We start from the raw sequence: 19,882 nt of genomic DNA, 5'->3' as shown, positions 1-19,882 counted from the left end.
GGTAGGCCCTTTTTTGCAGTTTGAGATCAGGCCATCGCACCCGCTTATCGACTGATTTTCAGCGTCTGCCGAATCCGGTGTTTCTCCAGCGCCAGCTCGATCAATCGCGTGACCAGTTCACTGTAGGTCATGCCAGCGGCCTGCCACAGTTTCGGGTACATGCTGATGCGGGTGAATCCGGGTAGCGAATTGATTTCGTTGATCAGCACTTCACCGCTGTCGGTCAGAAATACATCGACCCGCGCCAGACCGGAACAGCCCAGGACATGGAACGCCTCGACGGCCATGGCACGAATACGTTCGCTGGCCTCATGACTGATCTGGGCCGGCACCACCACTTCAGCGGCCTTGTCATCGATGTATTTGCTGTCGTAGGAATAAAACCCGCTGTGCACCACGATTTCGCCACAACCGCTGGCGATGGCGTCTTCGTTACCGAGCACCGCGCATTCGATCTCGCGGCCGCTGACGGCAGATTCGACCAACACTTTCTCATCGAAGCCCAATGCCAGCTCGACTGCCGCGGTGTATTCGGCTTCGTCGTTGACTTTGCTCACCCCCACGGAAGAGCCCTGGTTTGCCGGCTTGACGAACAGCGGCAAACCGAGCTTTCCCGCCACTTCGGCAAAGCTTTTGCGCGCCGCAGTGGTACGGGTCAGGGTCACGAACGGTGTGACCGCCAGCCCGGCATCGCGCAGCAAACGCTTGCTGATGTCCTTGTCCATGCAAACCGCCGATCCGAGCACATCGGAGCCAACAAACGGCAGGTCGGCCATGCGCAAGAGCCCTTGCAGGCAGCCGTCCTCACCGAGGGTGCCGTGGACAATCGGGAAGATCACATCGACATGGCCCAACAGCTCCTGGCTGGAGGTTTCGACCAGTTGCTGGCTCGCCTTGCCCGGTACGACCGCCAATTCGCGATTGGACTGATTGAGAGCGATCAGCGCCGGGTTTTCCTGGTTCAGCAGGAAATTCGACGGGTCATTGAGGTGCCAGTGGCCTTGCTTGTCGATACCGATCAACACCGGCTCGAAGCGCGAACGATCCAGCGCATCGACGATGTTCTTCGCCGATTGCAACGACACTTCGTGCTCTGCCGAACGCCCCCCAAAAATAATCCCCACACGCAACTTGCTCATTGCCTGGCCTCTTTGTGAATGTGCTTATGGCTAGGGTAGCAGTCACTTCATGGCTGCAAGGTTTTGCCATCCACAGGGTTGCCGATGGTCAGAAAATGCCCGCCGGCGACGTGGTGCAGGGTACGCAACGCATCCTGGCCTTCAAAGTGCCAACGGCCGTCACTGAACACGCGCTCGTCGGCCTGAGCGGCAATCACTTCGGCGAGGAACAGGTCGTACTGCTGATGGTTGTCGGGTTCCGGCAACAACCGGCATTCGAGCCAGGCAACGCAGCCTTCGAGCATCGGTGCGTCGATCAGTTCGGCCGCGAACGTCGGCAGGTCATAGGTCTGGAATTTGTCGCGCCCCTGCTCCCGGGTGAGCGCCAGGCCAGACGTCGAACCGACGGTTTGTACGATATCGGCCTGCGCTGCGCAGGGAACGTTCAACACGAAGGTGCCCGAGGCTTCCAGCAGTTGCCGGGTCCAGGTGGACTTGTCCAGCACCACGGCGATTTTCGGCGGTTCGAAATCCAGCGGCATGGCCCAGGCAGCCGCCATGATATTGCGCTGACCGTCATGAGCCGCGCTGACCAGAACGGTCGGCCCGTGATTGAGTAGACGATAGGCCTTGGACAAAGGGACCGGACGACGGTGAGAAACGCTCATGGATGCCTGCTCCTTGGGGGAAGGAGCCGATTGTAACGACATCTTGCAAAACAGGGATCGAGCGGGCGAAAAGATCGCCACCTGCGCCAGCGCCTGCGTGTAACACCTTGCAGGAACCAGTGCAGGCGATTTCTTCAGGAGCAGGACATCAAGACGCCAACTGATTGGCGAACTGCCCGACAGCATTCACCACTTTCTGCGCGCCATCCTGGATCTCGACGATCACAGTGCCGGCTTCCGCCGCCAACGCCAGCCCCTGCTCGGCCTGGAGCTTGCCGTCGGTCATCAGGGCCACGGCGTTACGCGCCATGTCCTGGTTCTGCCGCACCACAACGACAATTTCGTCGGTGGCCTGGCTGGTGCGCGAAGCCAGTTGCCGGACCTCATCGGCCACCACGGCAAACCCCCGGCCCTGTTCACCGGCGCGTGCCGCTTCGATGGCGGCGTTGAGCGCCAGCAGGTTGGTTTGTTCGGCAATGCCGCTGATGGTTTTGACGATGGTGCCAATCACCAGTGACTGCTCATTGAGCGCTTCGATGCCATCGCCGGCGGTTTGCATATGCTTGGCCAGATCACGCATCACATCCACCGCCTGAGTGACTACCGCGCTGCCTCGCTGGGCGCTTTGATCGGTTTGCTGCGAGGTGCTGTAGGCAATGTTCGCGGCTTCGGCGACGGCTTGCTCCTGATTGACCTGATCGGTGATCACCGTGGCGAACTTCACCACTTTGTAGAGCCGGTTATTGGCATCGACCACCGGATTGTAAGAAGCCTCCAGCCAAACCGTACGACCGTGGCTATCGATGCGCTTGAAGCGTTCAGCCACGTACTCACCCGCGTTCAGGCGACGCCAGAAGTTCTGATACTCGGCGCTGTTGTGCTCTTCCGGCAGGCAAAAGATGCGGTGATGTTTGCCTTTGATCTGCGCCAGGCTGTAACCCATACCGCTGAGAAAGCGGTCATTGGCGGTCAGCACGTTGCCATTGAGATCGAACTCTATCACCGCCGTCGAACGCACCAGCGCCCCGATCAGGTTTTCGTGCTCACGGGAGGCCTCAATGGTGCGGGTCAGGTCGCTGGAGAAAATCGAAAAATGCTTGATCCGGCCATCCGCCGAACGCACGGGCTGCAGGATCGAACGCAACCACGCTTCCTCGCCAGTACCCCGCAACAGGCGCACCGCGCCGGCAAAGTGCTCGCCGCGATTCATCGCGTTCTTGAACCGCAGCTGGAATTCGTCATTTCTCACATGATCGGGAACGATTTCTTCGATATGCCGGCCAATCAGCTCGTTGCACTTGTAGTGCATTTCGTTGAGGAAATTCTGATTGACCGATTGAACCCGCCCATCCGTATCGAGGGTCAACACCAGCATCTCGCTTTCCAGGCTTTCCTTCACTTGCTGAAGGCTGGAGAGTTCTTCGCGAAGAGCCGATAGCTCCTGCTTCAAGCGTTTATTGAACATGGGGATGCACCGATGGACTGGGGTAAAAAGCGATTTACAGCCTAGCCATCGGCCTTGCAGATCTTTTCTGAAGAGCGTTTCAGCTTTGTCCTACAAAAATAGTTCAAGCGCCCCTGTCGCCTTGTTGATTCACGTAGCGCCAGCGGCCGAACAACCGGCGATTTTTGGCATCCTCGTGCCAAAGTACGCCGCGCTTCCCACGCCCACCGCACCCATTACCGCGCAGAAAATCACGCAGATCCAGGGACTCCAGGGCATCAGACCGATCAACAACAGCGGTGTGATACTCGCCCAGGCGGCGTAGGCAATGTTGTAGGTGAACGAGATGCCCGACACGCGAATGCGCGCCGGAAACAGGCTGACCATCACCGAGGGCACCGCACCGACCACCCCGCAACCGAGCCCCGCCACCGCGTAGGCCAGACCGACCCAGTCGCCGCCGCTGATCAGACAGGCGTAAAGCACACCGATACCCAACGGCAGCAGCAGGCTATACAGCATCACCGTACGCCAGGCGCCGATGCGGTCGACCAGCAACCCGGCGAGCACACAGCCAATGTTCAGAAAAACGATGCCCAATGCGCTCAAGGCGAAGGTGTGACTGGCGGTCATGCCGAAGGTTTTCTGCATCATTGTCGGCGTGATGACCACGAACACCACCACCGCCGACGTCAACACACAGGTGAGGATCATCGCCGGCAGCATGGCCAGGCGATGCTCACGCAGGACACTGCGCAGCGGCAACTCAACGGCTTCCTCGCGCCGTGCCTGCATGGCCATGAACACCGGCGTTTCACTGAGCCAGCGGCGTAGCCAGACGCCGATCACGCCAAACACACCGCCCAGCAGAAACGGGTAACGCCAGGCGTAATCGAGGATTTCAGTCGGGGTGAAAGCCTGCGCCAGGAACGTGGCCGTCAAGGCACCGAGCAGATAACCGAAAGTCAGTCCCGCCTGCAAAAAGCCCAAAGCGTAGCCCCGATGCCCCACGGGTGCATGTTCGGCGACGAACACCCAGGCGCTCGGCACTTCACCGCCCACGGCCGCCCCTTGAAGCACTCGCAGCAGCAACAGCAACAGCGGAGCGAAATAACCGATTTGTGCGTAGGTCGGCATGATGCCGATCAGCAGACAGGGCAGCGCCATCATCAGGATGCTCAGGCTGAAGACTTTCTTGCGGCCCAAACGGTCGGCGAAATGCGCCATCAGGATCCCGCCCAGTGGCCGCGCCAGATAACCGGTGACGAAGATGCCGAAGCTTTGCAGCAATCGCAGCCACTCGGGCATTTCCGGCGGGAAAAACAGCTGGCTCAGGGTCAGCGCAAAAAATACGAAGATGATGAAATCGTAGATTTCCAGCGCCCCGCCGAGGGCCGCGAGCCCCAGGGTCTTGTAGTCCGAGCGGTTGAACGGCGCCGGGCGCGAAACGGTGTTGGCAGTCATGAAAAGAACTCTGGTGCAGGCAAAAACCAAGGCGCCCATGGTCTACGCAAACGCGCTGGCGGACAACCCGTTAGACCAAAGTCCCATAGCCACAAAACAGCCCCGCAAAAAACTTCCCGGTGAATTAATGTTGTTGTCTGTCCAGAGGGGCTTCTACCGTCCCAAAAGACCACAACAAACATAAAAATTAGAGGTACTCCCCCGTGGCCGCTGATATCGAAGATAGCCGCTCCGCCCGCTTTGCCCTGCGCTGCTCAAGCTTTGCCGAACGCTGGTTCCCCGATTCCTGGGTGTTTGCCGCGCTCGCCGTGATTATCGTCGCACTCGCCACCATGGCCATGGGCGCCAAACCCACCGATGCAGCGATGGCATTCGGTGACGGTTTCTGGAGCCTGATCCCGTTCACCATGCAGATGGCTTTCGTGGTGATCGGCGGTTATGTGGTCGCCAGCTCGCCACCGGCCGTCAAGCTGATTGACCGTCTGGCGAAGATCCCGAAAAACGGTCGCTCCGCCGTGGCTTGGGTGGCGCTGATTTCCATGGTTGCATCGCTGCTGAACTGGGGCCTGTCGCTGGTGTTCGGCGGCTTGCTGGTGCGCGCCCTCGCCCGCCGAACCGACCTGAAAATGGACTACCGCGCCGCCGGCGCCGCGGCGTATCTTGGCCTTGGCGCGGTGTGGGCCCTGGGCCTGTCGTCGTCTGCGGCACAATTGCAGGCCAACCCGGCCAGCCTGCCACCGTCGATTCTGTCGATCACCGGGGTCATTCCTTTCACCCAGACCATCTTTCTCTGGCAGTCGGGTGCGATGCTGTTGGCGCTGGTCGTCGTCTCGATCATCATCGCCTACGCGACCGCCCCCGGCCCCAACTCGGCACGGGACGCCAAGGACTGCGGTGTCGACCCGAGCTTCAATCTACCACCGCTGCAACCGCGCACCCGTCCCGGCGAATGGCTGGAGCACAGCCCGCTGCTGATCATTTTGCTGGTGCTGCTGGCCGCCGGATGGCTGTTCCACGAGTTTTCGACCAAACCGGCGATCAGCGCGATCTCCGGCCTCAACACCTATAACTTCCTGTTCATCATGCTCGGTGCGCTGCTGCACTGGCGCCCGCGCAGCTTCCTCGACGCCGTGGCCCGTGCGGTCCCGACCACCACCGGCGTGCTGATCCAGTTTCCACTCTACGGCTCGATCGCCGCGTTGATGACCACGGTCAAAGGTGCCGATGCCCAGACCCTGGCCCACCACATCTCGACTTTCTTCGTCAGCATCGCTTCCCACGACACCTATGCGCTGCTGATGGGTGTGTACTCGGCAATCCTCGGCTTTTTCATTCCGTCCGGTGGCGGCAAGTGGATCATCGAGGCGCCCTATGTGATGCAAGTGGCCACGGATCTGAAGTACCACCTGGGTTGGGCCGTGCAGATCTACAACGCCGCCGAAGCCCTGCCCAACCTGATCAACCCGTTCTACATGCTGCCACTGCTGGGTGTGTTGGGGCTGAAGGCGCGGGACCTGATCGGCTTTTCATTCGTGCAACTGCTGGTGCACACGCCTCTGGTGCTGCTGTTGCTCTGGGCGCTGGGGACGACGCTGGCGTATACGCCGCCGGTAATGCCGTAGCCCGGCATCTTTCGAACACCCTGGAGCTTTTGTGGGAGGTGGTGAAGCGCCCACATTTGAAATGTGTCTTCAGCCGTTTCAGTATGTAGTACCCGCCAACGGGTCCATACGCTGAAAAGGATCTGAGCATGTTCAAACTTGCAGGACTGTCTCTCGCGGCGCTTACCCTGAGCGCCGCCGCCCACGCCGATGTGACCCTGAACCTGGGTAGCACCGAGCGCCTCACGCGTCTTTTTGCATACCCCAACAACTGCAACGTGATTTGCTTTCGCAACTGGACACTTGAACAAACGGTCGAGCACTACCTGACCCAAAGCGTGCAGCGCGATGGCTATAGCGAGGCGAAGGTTCTGGTCAAAAGCGATAATGGTCAGCTCTTCACTGTCATCAGCGGCGTACCCGCCGACTATCAAAAACCCTTGACGGCGCTGCTCGACGCCGGCGATCTGGCTTACACCGGCGCCAGCAAACTGAATGCCGACGGCAAATGGGCCTATGACTGGTATTTCTTCCTGCCGCTGGGCATGGCGCTGGAGAACCGCAAAACCGTCGAACTGTTGCACTTCCCACCCGATTACTCATTGACCCAGGCCCAGGATTACCTCAAGTCGGCCACGACAGATCGCTGGGCCTCGCTGCTGACCATCAATGGCGTCCCGGCCGAGCAAACGCCGAGTTACCAGACGATCATCGACATCGCGCCGATTGCCGCGCCATCCAACGCCGGCAAGGACCTGGAAGGTGTCTACGATTATTTCAAGGATTACCAGACCACCATGGTCAAGAACTTCAGCCGTAAGGCCAGCGGCGATGCCGTACCGATGGTCGCGTTTGGTACGCCTGTGCGTAACTGGATCAAACAGCAGTACGGGCCGACGGTGAACGTCCTGGGACTGGTGAGTATCAGCCCGAACGAAGGCCTCAAAGTACCCGTGCTGGGTGCCAACCACCCGAGCTACATTTGGTATGCCGCCGACCCGGCTAACTACTCCGGCAGCGATGCCAAGGCCAAAGCCGATGCCGCGGGACTGAAAGTCATGGGGCAGGACCTGAGTGCCGCGTGCTGGCAGGCCGCGATGGGCCGCGAGACTGACAGCAATGCCGACATTGAGCTCAGGAGTTGCACGCAAACCTGGCAAGTGGCCCAGAAAGATAAAACCTGTGAGTTGTTCTACACCTCGATCCGCAATCTGACGCCTCAACAAGCCGCGGGCAAATGCGCGTCCGCAGCGATCCAGGTCCAGCTCAAACAACTCAAGGCACCTGCACCCGAGACCGCAATTCCCGCTCCGGCGTTATAAACGGATCAACCGATGAACGGCGAGCCTTGCTGTCAGTTATGACAGTAGACCCGCCCACTCATCTGCGAGAGGCTGGGGGTGTAACCCTGTGCTGCAGTGCTGACAGGATCGTCAGTTAGAGGAAGTCGCAGCACCAGCCAACAAGGATCGTTATGAAAGCCAATGCCCCTCGCAGTCCTCTCGCCGCACCGCCAGCCGGTGTCTATCCATTTGCGCATCTGCCGATTCGCCTGGGATTCCCCTCTCGGGCCGACTTCGAGGTCATTGCCGACGAAAGAGGCACAGCGGTCGCCATTGCTGCCTTGCGCGAATTTCCGCGTATCAGTCGAATGTGCCGGACATCGGGACAACTCCTGCCCTATCGCTGCAGGCATACCCGGCAACTCGCTCCCGGCGTGCATGTCTTCGACCCACGCTTCTGTGGATTGCTGCAACACTCTTGCGACCCGAATGTCTTTCTCGACATGAGTGAGCTGTGGCTTTGGGCGCTGAAGGACATACAGAAAGGTGACTGGCTGACGATTGACTACGCCGCCACCGAAGACAAACTGTTGCGTCAGTTCGCCTGTCGGTGCGGTTCGTACAAATGTCGCGGCTGGATCACCGGCTACGATGAATCGCCAAACGCCGACGGCCAGGCATTTTTACAGCGCTGGCGTCGGCACCTGTTCGATTGAGGGCGTTACTGCGCTTCGACCGGACGCAGGCGGTACTGCGGCGGCAATTGCTCGAAACCACTGATGGTGGTGTTCAGGCTTTTCCAGCGACCGTCCTTGATGCCGTAGATGCAACCGTGGACCGACAAGTTCTGCCCGCGGTGCCAAGCGTTTTGCACGATGCTGGTATGGGCGACATTGGCCACTTGCTGAATCACGTTGAGTTCGCAGAGACGGTCGACCTGCTCCTCTTCGGTGGCCAGTTTGGCGAGTTCTTCGCGCTTCTCGTAGTAGAGATCGCGAATCGAACGCAGCCAGCCATCGATCAGGCCGAACTGGCGATCCTGCATCGAGGCTCGCACGCCACCGCAACCATAGTGGCCGGTCACCAGGATGTGTTTTACCTTGAGTACGTCCACCGCGTACTGAATCACCGACAGGCAGTTGAGGTCGGTGTGCAGCACGACGTTGGCCACGTTACGGTGGACGAACAAGTCGCCCGGCAGCATGCCGACGATCTCGTTGGCCGGCACCCTGGCATCGGAACAGCCGATCCACAGGTACTCGGGAGTCTGTTGGCGAGCCAGCTTGGCGAAGAAGTCAGGATCTTCTTTGGTGATCGCGTCAGCCCAACGCTCGTTGTTATCGATCAGATCTTGTAATTCGTTCATGCATTGAAGCCTCGAGAATGATGCGCAGCTTTGACAGACAACCGCCCGTCGGGGTCACGCGCTTTATGCAGATGCCACCCGATGCACTGAAATGGCGCTCCAAGCCGGTGGAATTCTCAGTAACCCAGCGGGTCCACCGTAGTAAGACCCACAGTATGAGGAATTGCCATGACTGATTCACGACGTCCGTATGATGCGGTGCAACCAGAACCCATCGATGATAACGAAGACCGCATGGGTTCGGTGCATGAGCTGGATTTCGACGACGAAGAGCCCGATGCCAGGATCGGTGACGAGTTGCCGGACAACGAGCAAGCGCAACAGATGCCCCGTCGGCGCGTTCGCGAAGCGGGCATGACCGGTGCATCGACCGCTGACCATGAGCCTACGGATGATGACATGAGCCCGGAAACCCTGATCCGGGAAGACGGTGCCCGGGATGCCCATGAAGCGGGTAACGGTGACCAGGCTGATTGGGACTTGAGCATTGTCGATGAAAACGACATCGGTGGGGGCAATGGACTGGATGAAGAGGAAATGGCGCGGCGCGATCCGTTGGACCGCAAGCGTTGATCGATCCTGGACAGGAGCCTTTGGCGGCTCCTGCACAGCAATCGGCGCTTAATTTGTAACAAAGATGCTCAATCTACCAGCGTACAGGCCATGACCACTGCATCTTCCCGTCCGCCCACCGCCGGGTAGTAATCCCGGCGCCGTCCAATCTCATTGAAGCCGTAGCGCTCATACAGCTTGAACGCCGCGGTGTTGCTGTCGCGCACTTCCAGGAAACATTCCCGGGCATCGGCCTTGTAGGCAATCGACATCAAATGCTCCAGCAGCGTCAAACCCAGTCCACGGCCCTGGTTTTCCGGTTTGACGGTGATGTTCAACAGATGCGCCTCATCTAGGATGATCTGCACTACGCCATGGCCTACCTGCTGCTGCCCTTCGAACATCAGCCAGATCTGGTATTTGCCCAGGCCATCGAGAAAAATCCCGCGTGTCCAGGGATGGCTGTAGGCCGCGTATTCGATTTTCAGTACAGCTTCGAGGTCCGCCTCGGTCATCGGGCGGAACGATACAGCGTCACTCATTTGATTCTTTCCAGCGCGCCATCAGCCGACGCATGGCTTGCCAGACATCAGCCTTACGCTGTGGCTCTTCCATTAATAATTCCAGGCCAGGCAAGGCCCAGACCGAGCCCAGGCCTTCGACCTGGAGTTCGCGATTGAAGGATTCGGCGTTGGCCTCACCGGCAAAACGCACGGCAGGCAGACCGATCAGCCATAGACAGACGCACGGCGCCTCTTCCAGGCGGGCCGAGATGAAGCCCTGTACGAAGTCACGCGCCGCTTCCGGGCCTTGATCCATGGTGCCTCGGGCCAGCAGCGGCCAGCGCACCGGCTCGCCGACGATCTGCGGGCTGTCCGGCAAGCCGGCGGCGCGAAGCATGTCCTTGAGCAACAGGTAAGCGGGATCGCGGGTCTGGAAGGCTTCGCCTGTGGGTAACTCCACCAGCAGCAGGCAACGCCCGGCCCGCAGCAATTGCAGGGAAAAACGAGGTGGCGGTACTGGGGCGACCCTGGCGACGATCGGTGCTTGTTCGACCTCTTCCACCGGTTTGGCCCCGGTGCGCGTGCTTGCCAACGATGGCCGTGGCACTTCGATTTTCACCCGCTCGGCCGGTTTGACCTGCGGTTCCACAGGCGCTTGGGCCGCAGGTGCCGGCGCCGCCGTGGCGACGGGCAACGGCTCGGGCAGCTGCAGCTCCAGCAGCTCGGGCCGCGACGGCGCAGCAAAGGGCAATTCGGTGCGCGGCAGCCAATTGACCACCTGCATGGCGTTCAAATAGGCGCGGCGGCGGGACTCGATAAGCAAAGGTCGGCCACTTGTGGATAACTAAAGTGCGGTGATTCTACAGCCCTTCGCTCAAGATCGCCCGCAGTTGATCGTTAGAAAAGCGACAGTCCGTCCCGAGAGTGAATCGCATCGGCCCCGATGCAGTACAATCTCGGCTTTTAATCGCCAACCAGCCGGCCATTCCGATGATCGAACCCAAGCGCGTCTTGCGCGCCCTCGCTGAACACTGGGCACTTCTGGAGCCACTGTGCGAGCACTTCGACCAAGGCACACTGAGCCTCAACGAACTGCGTTCACAGTTGGCCGCCCAGCAACTCGACAGTACGCCGCAGGACATCACCAGCCTGCTGGACGTGTGGATTCGCCTCGACATTCTGGTTCCCGTGGCGAAAAGCCCGAACCGTTTCGAGCTCAACGCGCAGATCCACGACTTCCTCGCTTACCTGCGCCGTGAACACCGTCTGGGCCTGTGCCTGGAGATCGAAGCCTATTTGCGACATCTCGAACGCCTGGCCGGCTACATCCAGGATGCCTTCGACATCCGCGACGGCAACGATCTGGCGCGCCAACTGCGCCTGCTCGACATGCGCGTACGCGATGTATTGAAAAAACTCGCCAACGACGAACAAGCCCTGGTGGCTGTTGCCGAGCGGGCCAAGACCAGCGACCGACAGATCCCGCTGCGCCAGCGTTACGCTGAAGTCCTGGCGACCTGGGACGAATACGTCGAGCCGATGATTCAGTTGGTCAACGCCGACGGCGCGTTTGAACAAGGTGTGCGCAAGGTCGAAAACGTTCTGCTGAAGATGCTCACCGAGCAGCAACGCCTGGGCCATCTGGTTGACGACGACATGCTGCTGCGCACCCACGCGCGGATCCTCGAAATGCAGACCAGCGCCCAGTTGACCCTGCGTCACGCCCGCGAACTGCTGCTGCCATTGCGTGAAGAAGCCCGCCGTCACAACGCCGTGACCCGTGGTGCGGCACTGGCCCTGTCGATGATTCGCCGCAAGGGTATCGACGCCGTGCCACAAGCCGCGATGCCGATGTTCACCCGGCCGCAAAGTACATTCCTTGGTAGCGCCAGTCAGGTCGAGGCCTACGTTTACGCCTTGGCCCGATTCGAGCCGAAACCGGCCCGCTTCCCCAAGGCGCACAAGACCCAAAAGGGCGGCGATGCGCCGCGCGCGCCACGCACAGTTCGGGAAATGCTCGACCGCTGCGAAGAGGCCCTGCCGATGCCGGACCTGATGACCTGGCTGCTGGAGCAGGAACCGGACGGCGCCACCGACGAATTGCTGTATTGGTTCTCACGCCTGTCGCGGGAAAAACGCTTCAGACGCGAACGTCTGGAACGCCGCGATTACTTCACACACGAGCACCAGGTCAGCCTGCGCTCCTTCGCCCTGCTCTCGGCCGGCGATGATGCCTCCGAGAATTCTGCGAGCACCCTCTATGCCAGTACTCCCCATGCAACTTGATCTATCCGAACTGTCTCAGCTGGCGCCGATCTTTCGCGAGCTGTTCAAGGGCTACCACGTCAGCCGTCGCGATCCAGAGCTGTACGCGCAGTTGTCGAATTTTCAGGACCAGTACCGCACGCTGTTCAAGGCGCTGGGCTTTGAACTGGTCTGCGACACCCGTGGTTTCTACTACTTCGTGCCGGATCTCGCGGCGGCGGCGGTGAACAAGACGGCCCAGCGCCTGGCGCTGTTCACCTTCATCCTCGTCGAGCACCTGGCCGACCAGGGCCGCGACCCGATCGCCGTGCTCGACGGCGGCAGCCTCGGCCGTGATGAACTGCCGTCGCTGCTCGAGAAATATCGCGACCTGTTCATCCAGGCCGAAGTGCAGACCCAGGACGAACTCGAAGAAAAAATCATGCGCCGCATGACCCAGCTCGGCTTCGCCGGGGAAGAAAACGGCGTCTACCGCTTCCTGCCGCCGATGCACCGTTTCCTCGATGTGTGCCTGTCGGTTCAACAGGACCGCGATCTGGCGGCCAGCCTGCACAGCGTGCTGCCACTGCCGGCGCCGGTGCTGATCGACGAAGACAGCGATGAAAAGCTGCTGCAGACCGATGATCCCTTGGACCTCAGCGAGTTCGACGGTGAAAGCGAAGAAGACGCGCTGGCCCGTGCCATCGCCGAAGAACAGGAGCTCGACGCATGAGCAAGGAACGCTACGGCATCCGCCGCTTTGCCCTACTGAACACCGCTGGTTACAGCCTCGGCCTGTTCCCGCTGGAAGAGCCACTGTCGGTCTACGGCGCGAACAACCTGGGCAAATCCGCCTCGATCAACGCCCTGCAGTTCCCGATCCTGGCGCGCATGTCGGACATGAGTTTCGGCAAGTACAGCCTGGAACAATCCCGGCGCTTCTACTTCGCCTCGGACACCAGTTACATCCTGGTGGAAGTCAACCTGCCCCACGGTCCGCATGTGATCGGCGTGGTCGGTCGCGGTCCGGGTGGCGGTTTCGGTCACCAGTTCTTTGCCTATGCCGGCAATCTGGACCTGTCTCATTACCAGAAAAACGACACCTGCCTGCGTCAGAAAGAGCTGTTCACCAACCTTGAACGCGAAGGCCTGAAGGCCTACGAACTCAAGCCGGATGAACTGCGTCGCCTGCTGGTCGGTGGACACACCTCGATCCCGCTGGACCTGACGCTGATCCCGCTACGCTCCACCAGTGAGCAGAGCCTGAAGACCTTCCGCGCCCTGTTCATCAACCTGCTGCACATGCGTGAAATCACTGCGGCCAAGCTCAAGCAATTGTTCCTCGACGCCTTCGAACACAGCCTGCGTTCCGGTAGCGTGGACTACATCGCGGCGTGCGAAGAAGCCTTCCGCGATGTACGACGCATGGAGCAGGACTACAACTCGCTGGTCGCCGCCGGTCCATTGGTCGAGGCCTTGGCCAATGGCGTGAAACAGCGCGACATCCTGCGCGGCAAACTGCACCGGATTTCGCCATTGCTCGACTCCCTGCTCGGCACCTGGTCCGACTACGCCGGCGCACGCAAGGAAGAGCTGACGATCCAGGCCGAACACTACCGTCGCGAGCAGGACGAACTGCAAAACGATCAGCGCGGTGGCACTCAGGAACTGATGCGTCTGGAGCGGGAAATCACCGGCATCCAGCGCTGGCTCGGCGAGCTGTCGGTGCTCAAGCATCGCTTTGCGCTGATCGACGACGTCAAGGTGCTGGAGCAGCAGTTGCTCGCGGCCAAGGACGCCCACGATGAACTGGCCGGTGCACTCGCTCAGTCCCGCCAGTTCAGCGCCGAAGACCTCGACGAACGTCTGCGCGACCTGGAAAAACGCCTGAAGTCGGTCAAGCAGCAACTCGATCACGCCGACAACAACAGCTACGCGCGTTTGCGCGAAGAGTTCTCGCAGCAGGACGTCGAGCGCCTGATGCGTCTGTTCAACAGCGCCTTGTTCAGCCTGCCGCTGGGCGAGCACGGCATTGTGCTGGACGACAATGGCGACTGGGTCAAATCGGTGGAACTGATCCTCGATGGCTTCAAGGGCGAACGCTTCGAAGTGCCCGGGCTGTCCATCGACCTTTCGCACATCGAACCGCCCGCCCTGCAGGCGCTGGCTGACCGCGCGGCATTGCGCGACCAGAAGGAGCGTCTGGAGAAAGAACTCAAGCAACTGAAAACCCAACAAGCCGTGGCCGCTGACCGCGCCGCGAGCAAGACCCAGACCGAAGCGCTGTACCAACAAGTACTGGATGCGCAGAAAGCCCTGGAGGATTTCCGTCGCGCCCAGACCCTGAGCGCCGAGGAAGGCGACAAGCTTGAGCAGCTGGCGCAGATGGAAGCCGCGCAGGATGAATTGAAGCGTTCAAGCGATGCCTTCACCGAACGTGTTCAGCAACTCTCGGCCAAGCTGCAACTGGTCGGCCGGCAGATCGCCGACATGGAGGCCAAGCAACGCACGCTCGATGACGCCCTGCGCCGCCGTCAATTGCTGCCGGCGGACCTGCCTTTCGGCACGCCTTTCATGGACCCGATCGACGATTCCATGGATAACCTGTTGCCGCTGCTCAACGATTATCAGGACAGTTGGCAAGGTCTGCTGCGTGCCGACGGCCAGATCGAAGCGCTGTACGCTCAGGTGCGCCTCAAGGGCGTGGCCAAGTTCGACAGCGAAGACGATATGGAGCGCCGCCTGCAACTGCTGATCAACGCGTACGCACACCGCACCGACGAGGCCCTGACCCTGGGCAAGGCGCGGCGTGCCGCCGTCACGGACATCGCCCGGACCCTGCGTAACATCCGCAGCGACTACGACAGCCTCGAGCACCAGTTGGCGTTGTTCAACCGCGAGATCAACAAGCGTCAGGTGTCCAACCTGCAGAGCTTCCGCATCGTGCTGGCGCCGAACAAGGAAGCGCTCAAGCATATCGACCAGATCATCCACAGCGCCGGCCAGTACGAAGAAGGCGAGACCCTGTCGGTGTTCGATCTGAGCCAGAGCGCGGAACAGGACAACAAGAACGAAGAGGCCAAGGAGTATCTGGCACGCCTGGTGGCGGCGAACCATAACCAGCTCGGCCTCAAGGACTTGTTTGAATTGGCGTTCGAGATCACCAAGGTCAACGGTCAACCAGTGATCCACACCGACATCGACGGCGCCGCGTCCAACGGCACCACGATGACCATCAAGGCGCTGACCAACATGTACCTGTTGCTGCACTTGATGGATCGCGACCTGGCTGGTCGTGTGCGCTTGCCGTACTACCTCGATGAGGCAGCGGACATCGACGAGAAAAATCAGGCGGCGTTGCTGGAAACCAGCCTGCAACTGGGTTTCGTACCGATCCTGGCGAGTGTGAAGCCGCAGGTCTGCGCCAGTGTCGCTATCGACCTGGAAGGCGGCAGCGGCCCGGCCGGCATCTACATCGACGAAGCGGACTGGAAATACATCCGCCGTCACGATCAGGTGAAGGCGACGGTCAATGTTGAAGCGGACGAGCCGGAGCTGGATGCGGTCTGACGCTTGAATTGATGGCAATGAAAAAGGCCGCGATCCCCAGGATCGCGGCCTTTTTCATTTGGGCTTTATCTTTGCGAGCAACCGAGCCCTCTGTAGGAGCGGGCTTGCTCCGGGTGGCGTACCGACGAAGGTGTCACTATAGACGCCCCATACGCCAGGGATTATTTACCCAGGGAAATTTTCGGCGCCCAGGTCAGCCATTCCTCTTCGAACTTGTCGAACAACGGGAACGTCTGCTCTGCCCGTGCCGGACTGCCCATGCGCTCGCCATCCGGAGTGGCAAACGCAACCCCACCCTGAATCATGGTCTCCAGCGACTCGGTGCGTAGTGTCGCCCCCTTGAACAGTCCGACATCAAAATCAAAACCACTGGTGTTCCAGAAGCGAGTGCCGCTGCGAACCAACGGCGCGTACTTCGGCTCGATCAGAATGTGGATCAACACGCGGTCTGCGGTCTGACCCAGCTCGTACCCGGTCACTTTGCCGACGGTGATTTCACGGTACGTTACCGGTACACCGGCTTTGAGCGAACCACGCCGTGCCGCGCTAAGCACCACGCTTAATCCGGCTTCAACCTTGGCGCTCTCCGGCGGGCTGGCCAGGGCCGTGAAGTTCTTCTGCGGACCGAGGTTCTTCGGCGCAGGCTGGACCTCAATGTATTGCCCGGTCACCAAGGTTTCCAGGTTGGAGGTCTTGATCAACCCCAGCTCAGGCTTGACCACCCAGAATTGACTACCGACGCGAGCGATCCGCTCAGGCACTTCAGTGATCCGCGCGCTTAGAAGCACCGATTGCAGGTCATCCGTGAGGTCGACGTTTTCAATCTTGCCGACATCCAGTCCTTTGAAGCGGATCGGTGTACCGGCGCGCAAGCCATCGGCGCGGTCTACCTTGATCGTGATCACCTCGCCTTTTTGCGTAGCCTCGTCATGACTGGCAAACAGCCGGAAACGCGGAATGCGCTTTTGCAATGGCGCCTTGGCCTGCGGCGTTTCAAAGGCAATGCCACCCGCCATCAGGCTCTGCAGCGATTCACTTTTGACTTGAATCCCTCCGGTCAGCCCGCCCGTCAGGGTAATGCCGCTGGCATTCCAGAACCGGGTCGAGGCGTTGACCAGGTTTTCGTATTCCTTCTCGATGTGAACGCCAATCACCAGTTGGTTCTTTTTGCGCGAGAACTGATAGCTCTGTACCGAGCCGACCTTGACCTGCTTGTACAGAACCGGACTGCCGACCTCCAGCGAACCGAGGTTCTCGGTGAACAACACCAGATGCAAACCCGGCGAACGCAGGTCCAGCGGCGGCGCCTTGGGCCGTGCGACGAACTCGCGTTGCGGTGCAGCGCCTTTATCCCCGGGACGCACGGCGATGTAGTTACCCTTGACCAGCGCCTCAAGGCCAGTGATGCCCGCGAGAGAGATCGACGGCTTGACGACCCAGAACTGGGTGCCATCGACCAGGTAATCCTCGGCGAGCGGGTCCAGCGTCAATTCGGCAGTGGCAGCGGACAAGTCTGGATCGACCTTAAGCGCCTTGAGCGTGCCGACCTGGATGCCTTTGTACATCACTGGCGTACGACCGGCCTGCAAACCTTCGAAGTCACTGAGTTTGACCTTGACCTTGATTCCGGCCGCTGCGGCATCGAAGTCTTCATAGAGCCGGAACGGTAGACTCGGATCGGTGGGTGGGCTGTCCTTGCGGTTTTCCGGCGTGGCGAACGCAATACCGCCCGCGACGATGCTGGCCAGGGACTCGCTGCGCACCTTCACCCCCGACAGGTTGGCATCGATGCTGATGCCGCTGGCGTTCCAGAAACGCGTGTGCTTACGCACCAGTTTGGCGTAGGTCGGCTCGATGAAGACCTTGAGCTCAACGGTGCTCTGATCTTCGGACAGCTCGTAGCTTTTGATCTGGCCGACCTTGATCTGTTTGTAGAACACCGGGCTACCACGATTCAAAGAGCCCAAGCGATCAGCCTTGATCGTCAGGTGCAGGCCCGGCTGGGCGTCGGAGAGCGGTGGCTCTTGGGCCAGCGCCTTGAATTTTCGGGTGGGCTCACCTTCACCCGGGCTGATCGCGACGTAATTGCCCGATACCAAGGTCTCCAGGCCAGTGATCCCGGCCAGGGTTACGCTCGGCTTGACCAACCAGAAGCGCGTACTGGTACGCAGGTATTGCTCCACGTCCTTGTTCATTTCGACGGTGGCGATTACGCCTTTGGAGGCGCCTTCATCATCGAGTTTGAGCGCTTTCACTTTGCCGACCGACATGCCTTTGTAGACGACTTCGGTCTTGTTGGCCTGAATGCCTTCGCCGCTTTCAAAGCGTACCTGGATCTCGATGCCTGTCTCGGTATAGGCACGCCAGCCCAGCCAGCCGCCGATGATCAAGGCAATCAGGGGTAGCACCCAAATAGCCGACCAGTTCGAGGCCGGTCGGGTTTTTGCTGTTGGCAATTCAGTCATGGTCGTCGTCCGACTCCGTGTTATCCCAAATCAGTCGGGGATCGAAAGTAACTGCAGCCAGCATGGTCAAGATGACCACGCTGGCGAAAGCGATGGCGCCAAGATCGGCTTCGACGCTGGCCAGTCGTCCAAAGTTCACGACTGCCACCAGAATGGCGATCACAAAGATATCGAGCATTGACCAGCGGCCGATGAACTCGATGAAACGGTACATCCATATGCGTTGGCGGGCTGATAGTGGCTGACGACGCTGTACGGAATACAGCAGCAGTGCAATGCCCACCAATTTGAACGTGGGTACCAGGATACTGGCGATAAAAACCACGGCGGCAATGGGAATCATGCCGTGCTGAACCAACTGGATCACGCCGGACATGATAGTGCTGGGGTCGCCCTTGCCCAGCGAACTCACAGTCATGATGGGCAGCACATTGGCGGGTATGTAGAGAATGGCGGCGGTAATCAGCAACGCCCAGGTGCGCATCAGGCTATTGGGACGGCGGGCATGCACCATCGCCCCACAGCGAGTACACACCTGCTCATCGGCACCAGCTTCCTGCTTGTTCAATTCATGGCATTCGGCGCAAATCAGAATGCCTGCATCAATCGCCCGCATGGGCATCCTCTCCTGATAAAGCCTGCCAGACCTGGTGAGGCGACATGACAACCTCCAGCCAGACTTGAACCAACAGCAAAGCGACGAAGCAGGCAAGCCCGAGACCTATGGTCATTGCTGCCATATCTGCCAGCTTTACGATGGCGACGAGCACGCCCATGAGGTAAACCTCAAGCATCCCCCAATCTCTCAAGTGGTGATAAATACGGTAAAGCAGCAAACCGTAACTGCGGCCGACATCAAAATGGATGCTCAGCAATACCGTCAACTGGCAGAGCAGCTTGAGCAGCGGTATCCCCATGCTGCACAGGAATACAATTACGGCAACGCCTTGCATACCGGTGTTAAACAGGCCGACAACGCCGCTCCAGACAGTATCTTGCGATGATTGCCCGAGTAGATTGAGCTGCATGATCGGTAAAAAGTTCGCCGGAACATATAACAACAGTGCTGCGATAACCAAGGCGAGGCTGCGGTGCACAACGTTGTATCGATGAGCGTAGAGTTCGTATCCACAGCGCGGGCACAACGCTTTCTCGCCATGGGCGAGCTTTGGCTTGTGCATCAGCAAATCGCACTCATGACACGCCACCAAATCGCCAAGTGGCAATTCTGACAGCACGGGGGCGTCAAGCGGATCTGACATAAAGGCTTCGGCTCCGAAAAAGTTGGACCTATTCTAGTGTTCTGAACCGAAAATAACTGTGCAAATTTGTGTGACGAACTAATCGGGCTTTCCCGCGCTCAAAAACAAAACCCCTACCTGCATACGCAGATAGGGGTTTCGGAATTTAATCTTGACGATGACCTACTCTCACATGGGGAAACCCCACACTACCATCGGCGATGCATCGTTTCACTTCTGAGTTCGGGATGGGATCAGGTGGTTCCAATGCTCTATGGTCGTCAAGAAATTCGGGTACCGAACCGTCTTTCGACGCTTCAGCAAATTGGGTATGCGATAGTTTGTGTGTAGTGCGAACTTTCG

16 protein-coding genes, 1 rRNA gene and 2 pseudogenes are annotated in these 19,882 nt (G+C 59.6%); 7 read left to right on the top strand and 12 right to left on the bottom strand.

Annotated features, from left to right (window positions below; genetic code table 11):
- Positions 1-44 precede the first annotated feature (44 nt).
- The 5 genes and pseudogenes from ddlA to F7R06_RS23385 form a co-directional block, all read right to left on the bottom strand.
- Entirely contained in the window at positions 45-1,139 is a 1,095-nt protein-coding gene (gene ddlA, locus F7R06_RS23400) for a D-alanine--D-alanine ligase (protein ID WP_090325155.1), read from the bottom strand.
- A 47-nt stretch (positions 1,140-1,186) separates the two neighbouring features.
- On the bottom strand, positions 1,187-1,786 hold the full coding sequence (locus F7R06_RS23395) for a flavin reductase family protein (protein WP_090325157.1): 600 nt from the start codon (positions 1,784-1,786) through the stop codon (positions 1,187-1,189).
- A gap of 148 nt (positions 1,787-1,934) precedes the next feature.
- A pseudogene (locus tag F7R06_RS31575) lies at positions 1,935-2,372 on the bottom strand (methyl-accepting chemotaxis protein); the annotation flags it as partial.
- Positions 2,373-2,522: 150 nt separating this feature from the next.
- Positions 2,523-3,161 (bottom strand): annotated as a pseudogene (locus F7R06_RS31570) (PAS domain-containing protein); the annotation flags it as partial.
- A 219-nt stretch (positions 3,162-3,380) separates the two neighbouring features.
- Entirely contained in the window at positions 3,381-4,694 is a 1,314-nt protein-coding gene (locus F7R06_RS23385) for an MFS transporter (RefSeq protein ID WP_090325161.1), read from the bottom strand.
- A 203-nt stretch (positions 4,695-4,897) separates the two neighbouring features.
- Here F7R06_RS23385 and F7R06_RS23380 point away from each other — a divergent pair, with 203 nt between their 5' ends.
- The 3 genes from F7R06_RS23380 to F7R06_RS23370 all read left to right on the top strand — a co-directional run bounded on the left by F7R06_RS23380 (position 4,898) and on the right by F7R06_RS23370 (position 8,294).
- On the top strand, positions 4,898-6,316 hold the full coding sequence (locus F7R06_RS23380) for a short-chain fatty acid transporter (RefSeq protein WP_090325162.1): 1,419 nt from the start codon (positions 4,898-4,900) through the stop codon (positions 6,314-6,316).
- Positions 6,317-6,444: 128 nt separating this feature from the next.
- A complete protein-coding gene (locus F7R06_RS23375) occupies positions 6,445-7,617 on the top strand; it encodes a hypothetical protein (RefSeq protein ID WP_090325163.1) in 1,173 nt (390 codons plus the stop codon).
- A 152-nt stretch (positions 7,618-7,769) separates the two neighbouring features.
- Positions 7,770-8,294: an SET domain-containing protein-lysine N-methyltransferase gene (locus tag F7R06_RS23370; RefSeq protein WP_090325165.1), complete on the top strand. Its 525-nt coding sequence runs from the start codon at positions 7,770-7,772 to the stop codon at positions 8,292-8,294.
- A gap of 5 nt (positions 8,295-8,299) precedes the next feature.
- On the opposite strand, the gene can is transcribed toward F7R06_RS23370, so the two are convergent.
- On the bottom strand, positions 8,300-8,944 hold the full coding sequence (gene can / locus F7R06_RS23365; protein WP_090325166.1) for a carbonate dehydratase: 645 nt from the start codon (positions 8,942-8,944) through the stop codon (positions 8,300-8,302).
- Between the two features lie 168 nt (positions 8,945-9,112).
- Here can and F7R06_RS23360 point away from each other — a divergent pair, with 168 nt between their 5' ends.
- A complete protein-coding gene (locus tag F7R06_RS23360) occupies positions 9,113-9,517 on the top strand; it encodes a serine kinase/phosphatase (RefSeq protein ID WP_090325168.1) in 405 nt (134 codons plus the stop codon).
- Between the two features lie 68 nt (positions 9,518-9,585).
- Here the strand turns inward: F7R06_RS23360 and rimI are convergent, their stop codons facing one another.
- Together rimI and F7R06_RS23350 are read right to left on the bottom strand one after the other, a co-directional pair.
- Positions 9,586-10,038, bottom strand: coding sequence for a ribosomal protein S18-alanine N-acetyltransferase (gene rimI, locus F7R06_RS23355; RefSeq protein ID WP_007981794.1), 453 nt, complete (start codon positions 10,036-10,038; stop codon positions 9,586-9,588).
- On the bottom strand, positions 10,031-10,783 hold the full coding sequence (locus tag F7R06_RS23350) for an energy transducer TonB (RefSeq protein ID WP_090325170.1): 753 nt from the start codon (positions 10,781-10,783) through the stop codon (positions 10,031-10,033). Before F7R06_RS23350 ends, rimI begins: the two co-directional genes overlap by 8 nt.
- Before the next feature lie 206 nt (positions 10,784-10,989).
- Between F7R06_RS23350 and mksB the strand changes: the two genes are divergently transcribed.
- The 3 genes from mksB to mksF are packed head-to-tail and all read left to right on the top strand — an operon-like array spanning position 10,990 to position 15,813.
- Complete coding sequence (mksB, locus tag F7R06_RS23345; protein ID WP_245706720.1) at positions 10,990-12,285, top strand: Mks condensin complex protein MksB; 1,296 nt, start codon at positions 10,990-10,992, stop codon at positions 12,283-12,285.
- Complete coding sequence (mksE, locus tag F7R06_RS23340; RefSeq protein WP_090325174.1) at positions 12,275-12,976, top strand: Mks condensin complex protein MksE; 702 nt, start codon at positions 12,275-12,277, stop codon at positions 12,974-12,976. Before mksB ends, mksE begins: the two co-directional genes overlap by 11 nt.
- Positions 12,973-15,813 (top strand): Mks condensin complex protein MksF, encoded by a 2,841-nt coding sequence (mksF, locus tag F7R06_RS23335; RefSeq protein WP_090325176.1) that lies wholly within the window; start codon positions 12,973-12,975, stop codon positions 15,811-15,813. The genes mksE and mksF overlap by 4 nt, the downstream gene beginning before the upstream one ends.
- 161 nt (positions 15,814-15,974) lie before the next feature.
- Here mksF and F7R06_RS23330 read toward each other — a convergent pair whose 3' ends face one another.
- The 4 genes from F7R06_RS23330 to rrf all read right to left on the bottom strand — a co-directional run bounded on the left by F7R06_RS23330 (position 15,975) and on the right by rrf (position 19,805).
- Positions 15,975-18,278, bottom strand: coding sequence for a PqiB family protein (locus tag F7R06_RS23330; RefSeq protein ID WP_090325177.1), 2,304 nt, complete (start codon positions 18,276-18,278; stop codon positions 15,975-15,977).
- Entirely contained in the window at positions 18,271-18,894 is a 624-nt protein-coding gene (locus F7R06_RS23325; protein WP_090325178.1) for a paraquat-inducible protein A, read from the bottom strand. Before F7R06_RS23325 ends, F7R06_RS23330 begins: the two co-directional genes overlap by 8 nt.
- Positions 18,881-19,540, bottom strand: coding sequence for a paraquat-inducible protein A (locus tag F7R06_RS23320; protein ID WP_090325179.1), 660 nt, complete (start codon positions 19,538-19,540; stop codon positions 18,881-18,883). The genes F7R06_RS23325 and F7R06_RS23320 overlap by 14 nt, the downstream gene beginning before the upstream one ends.
- Before the next feature lie 149 nt (positions 19,541-19,689).
- A 5S ribosomal RNA gene (gene rrf, locus F7R06_RS23315) occupies positions 19,690-19,805 on the bottom strand.
- Between the last annotated feature and the right edge of the window lie 77 nt (positions 19,806-19,882).

This window comes from Pseudomonas moorei (assembly GCF_008801475.1).
GTDB classification, from domain to species: domain Bacteria; phylum Pseudomonadota; class Gammaproteobacteria; order Pseudomonadales; family Pseudomonadaceae; genus Aquipseudomonas; species Aquipseudomonas moorei.
The sequence above is the reverse complement of the archived record's forward strand: the minus strand, read 5'-3'. Positions and strand labels throughout refer to the sequence as shown.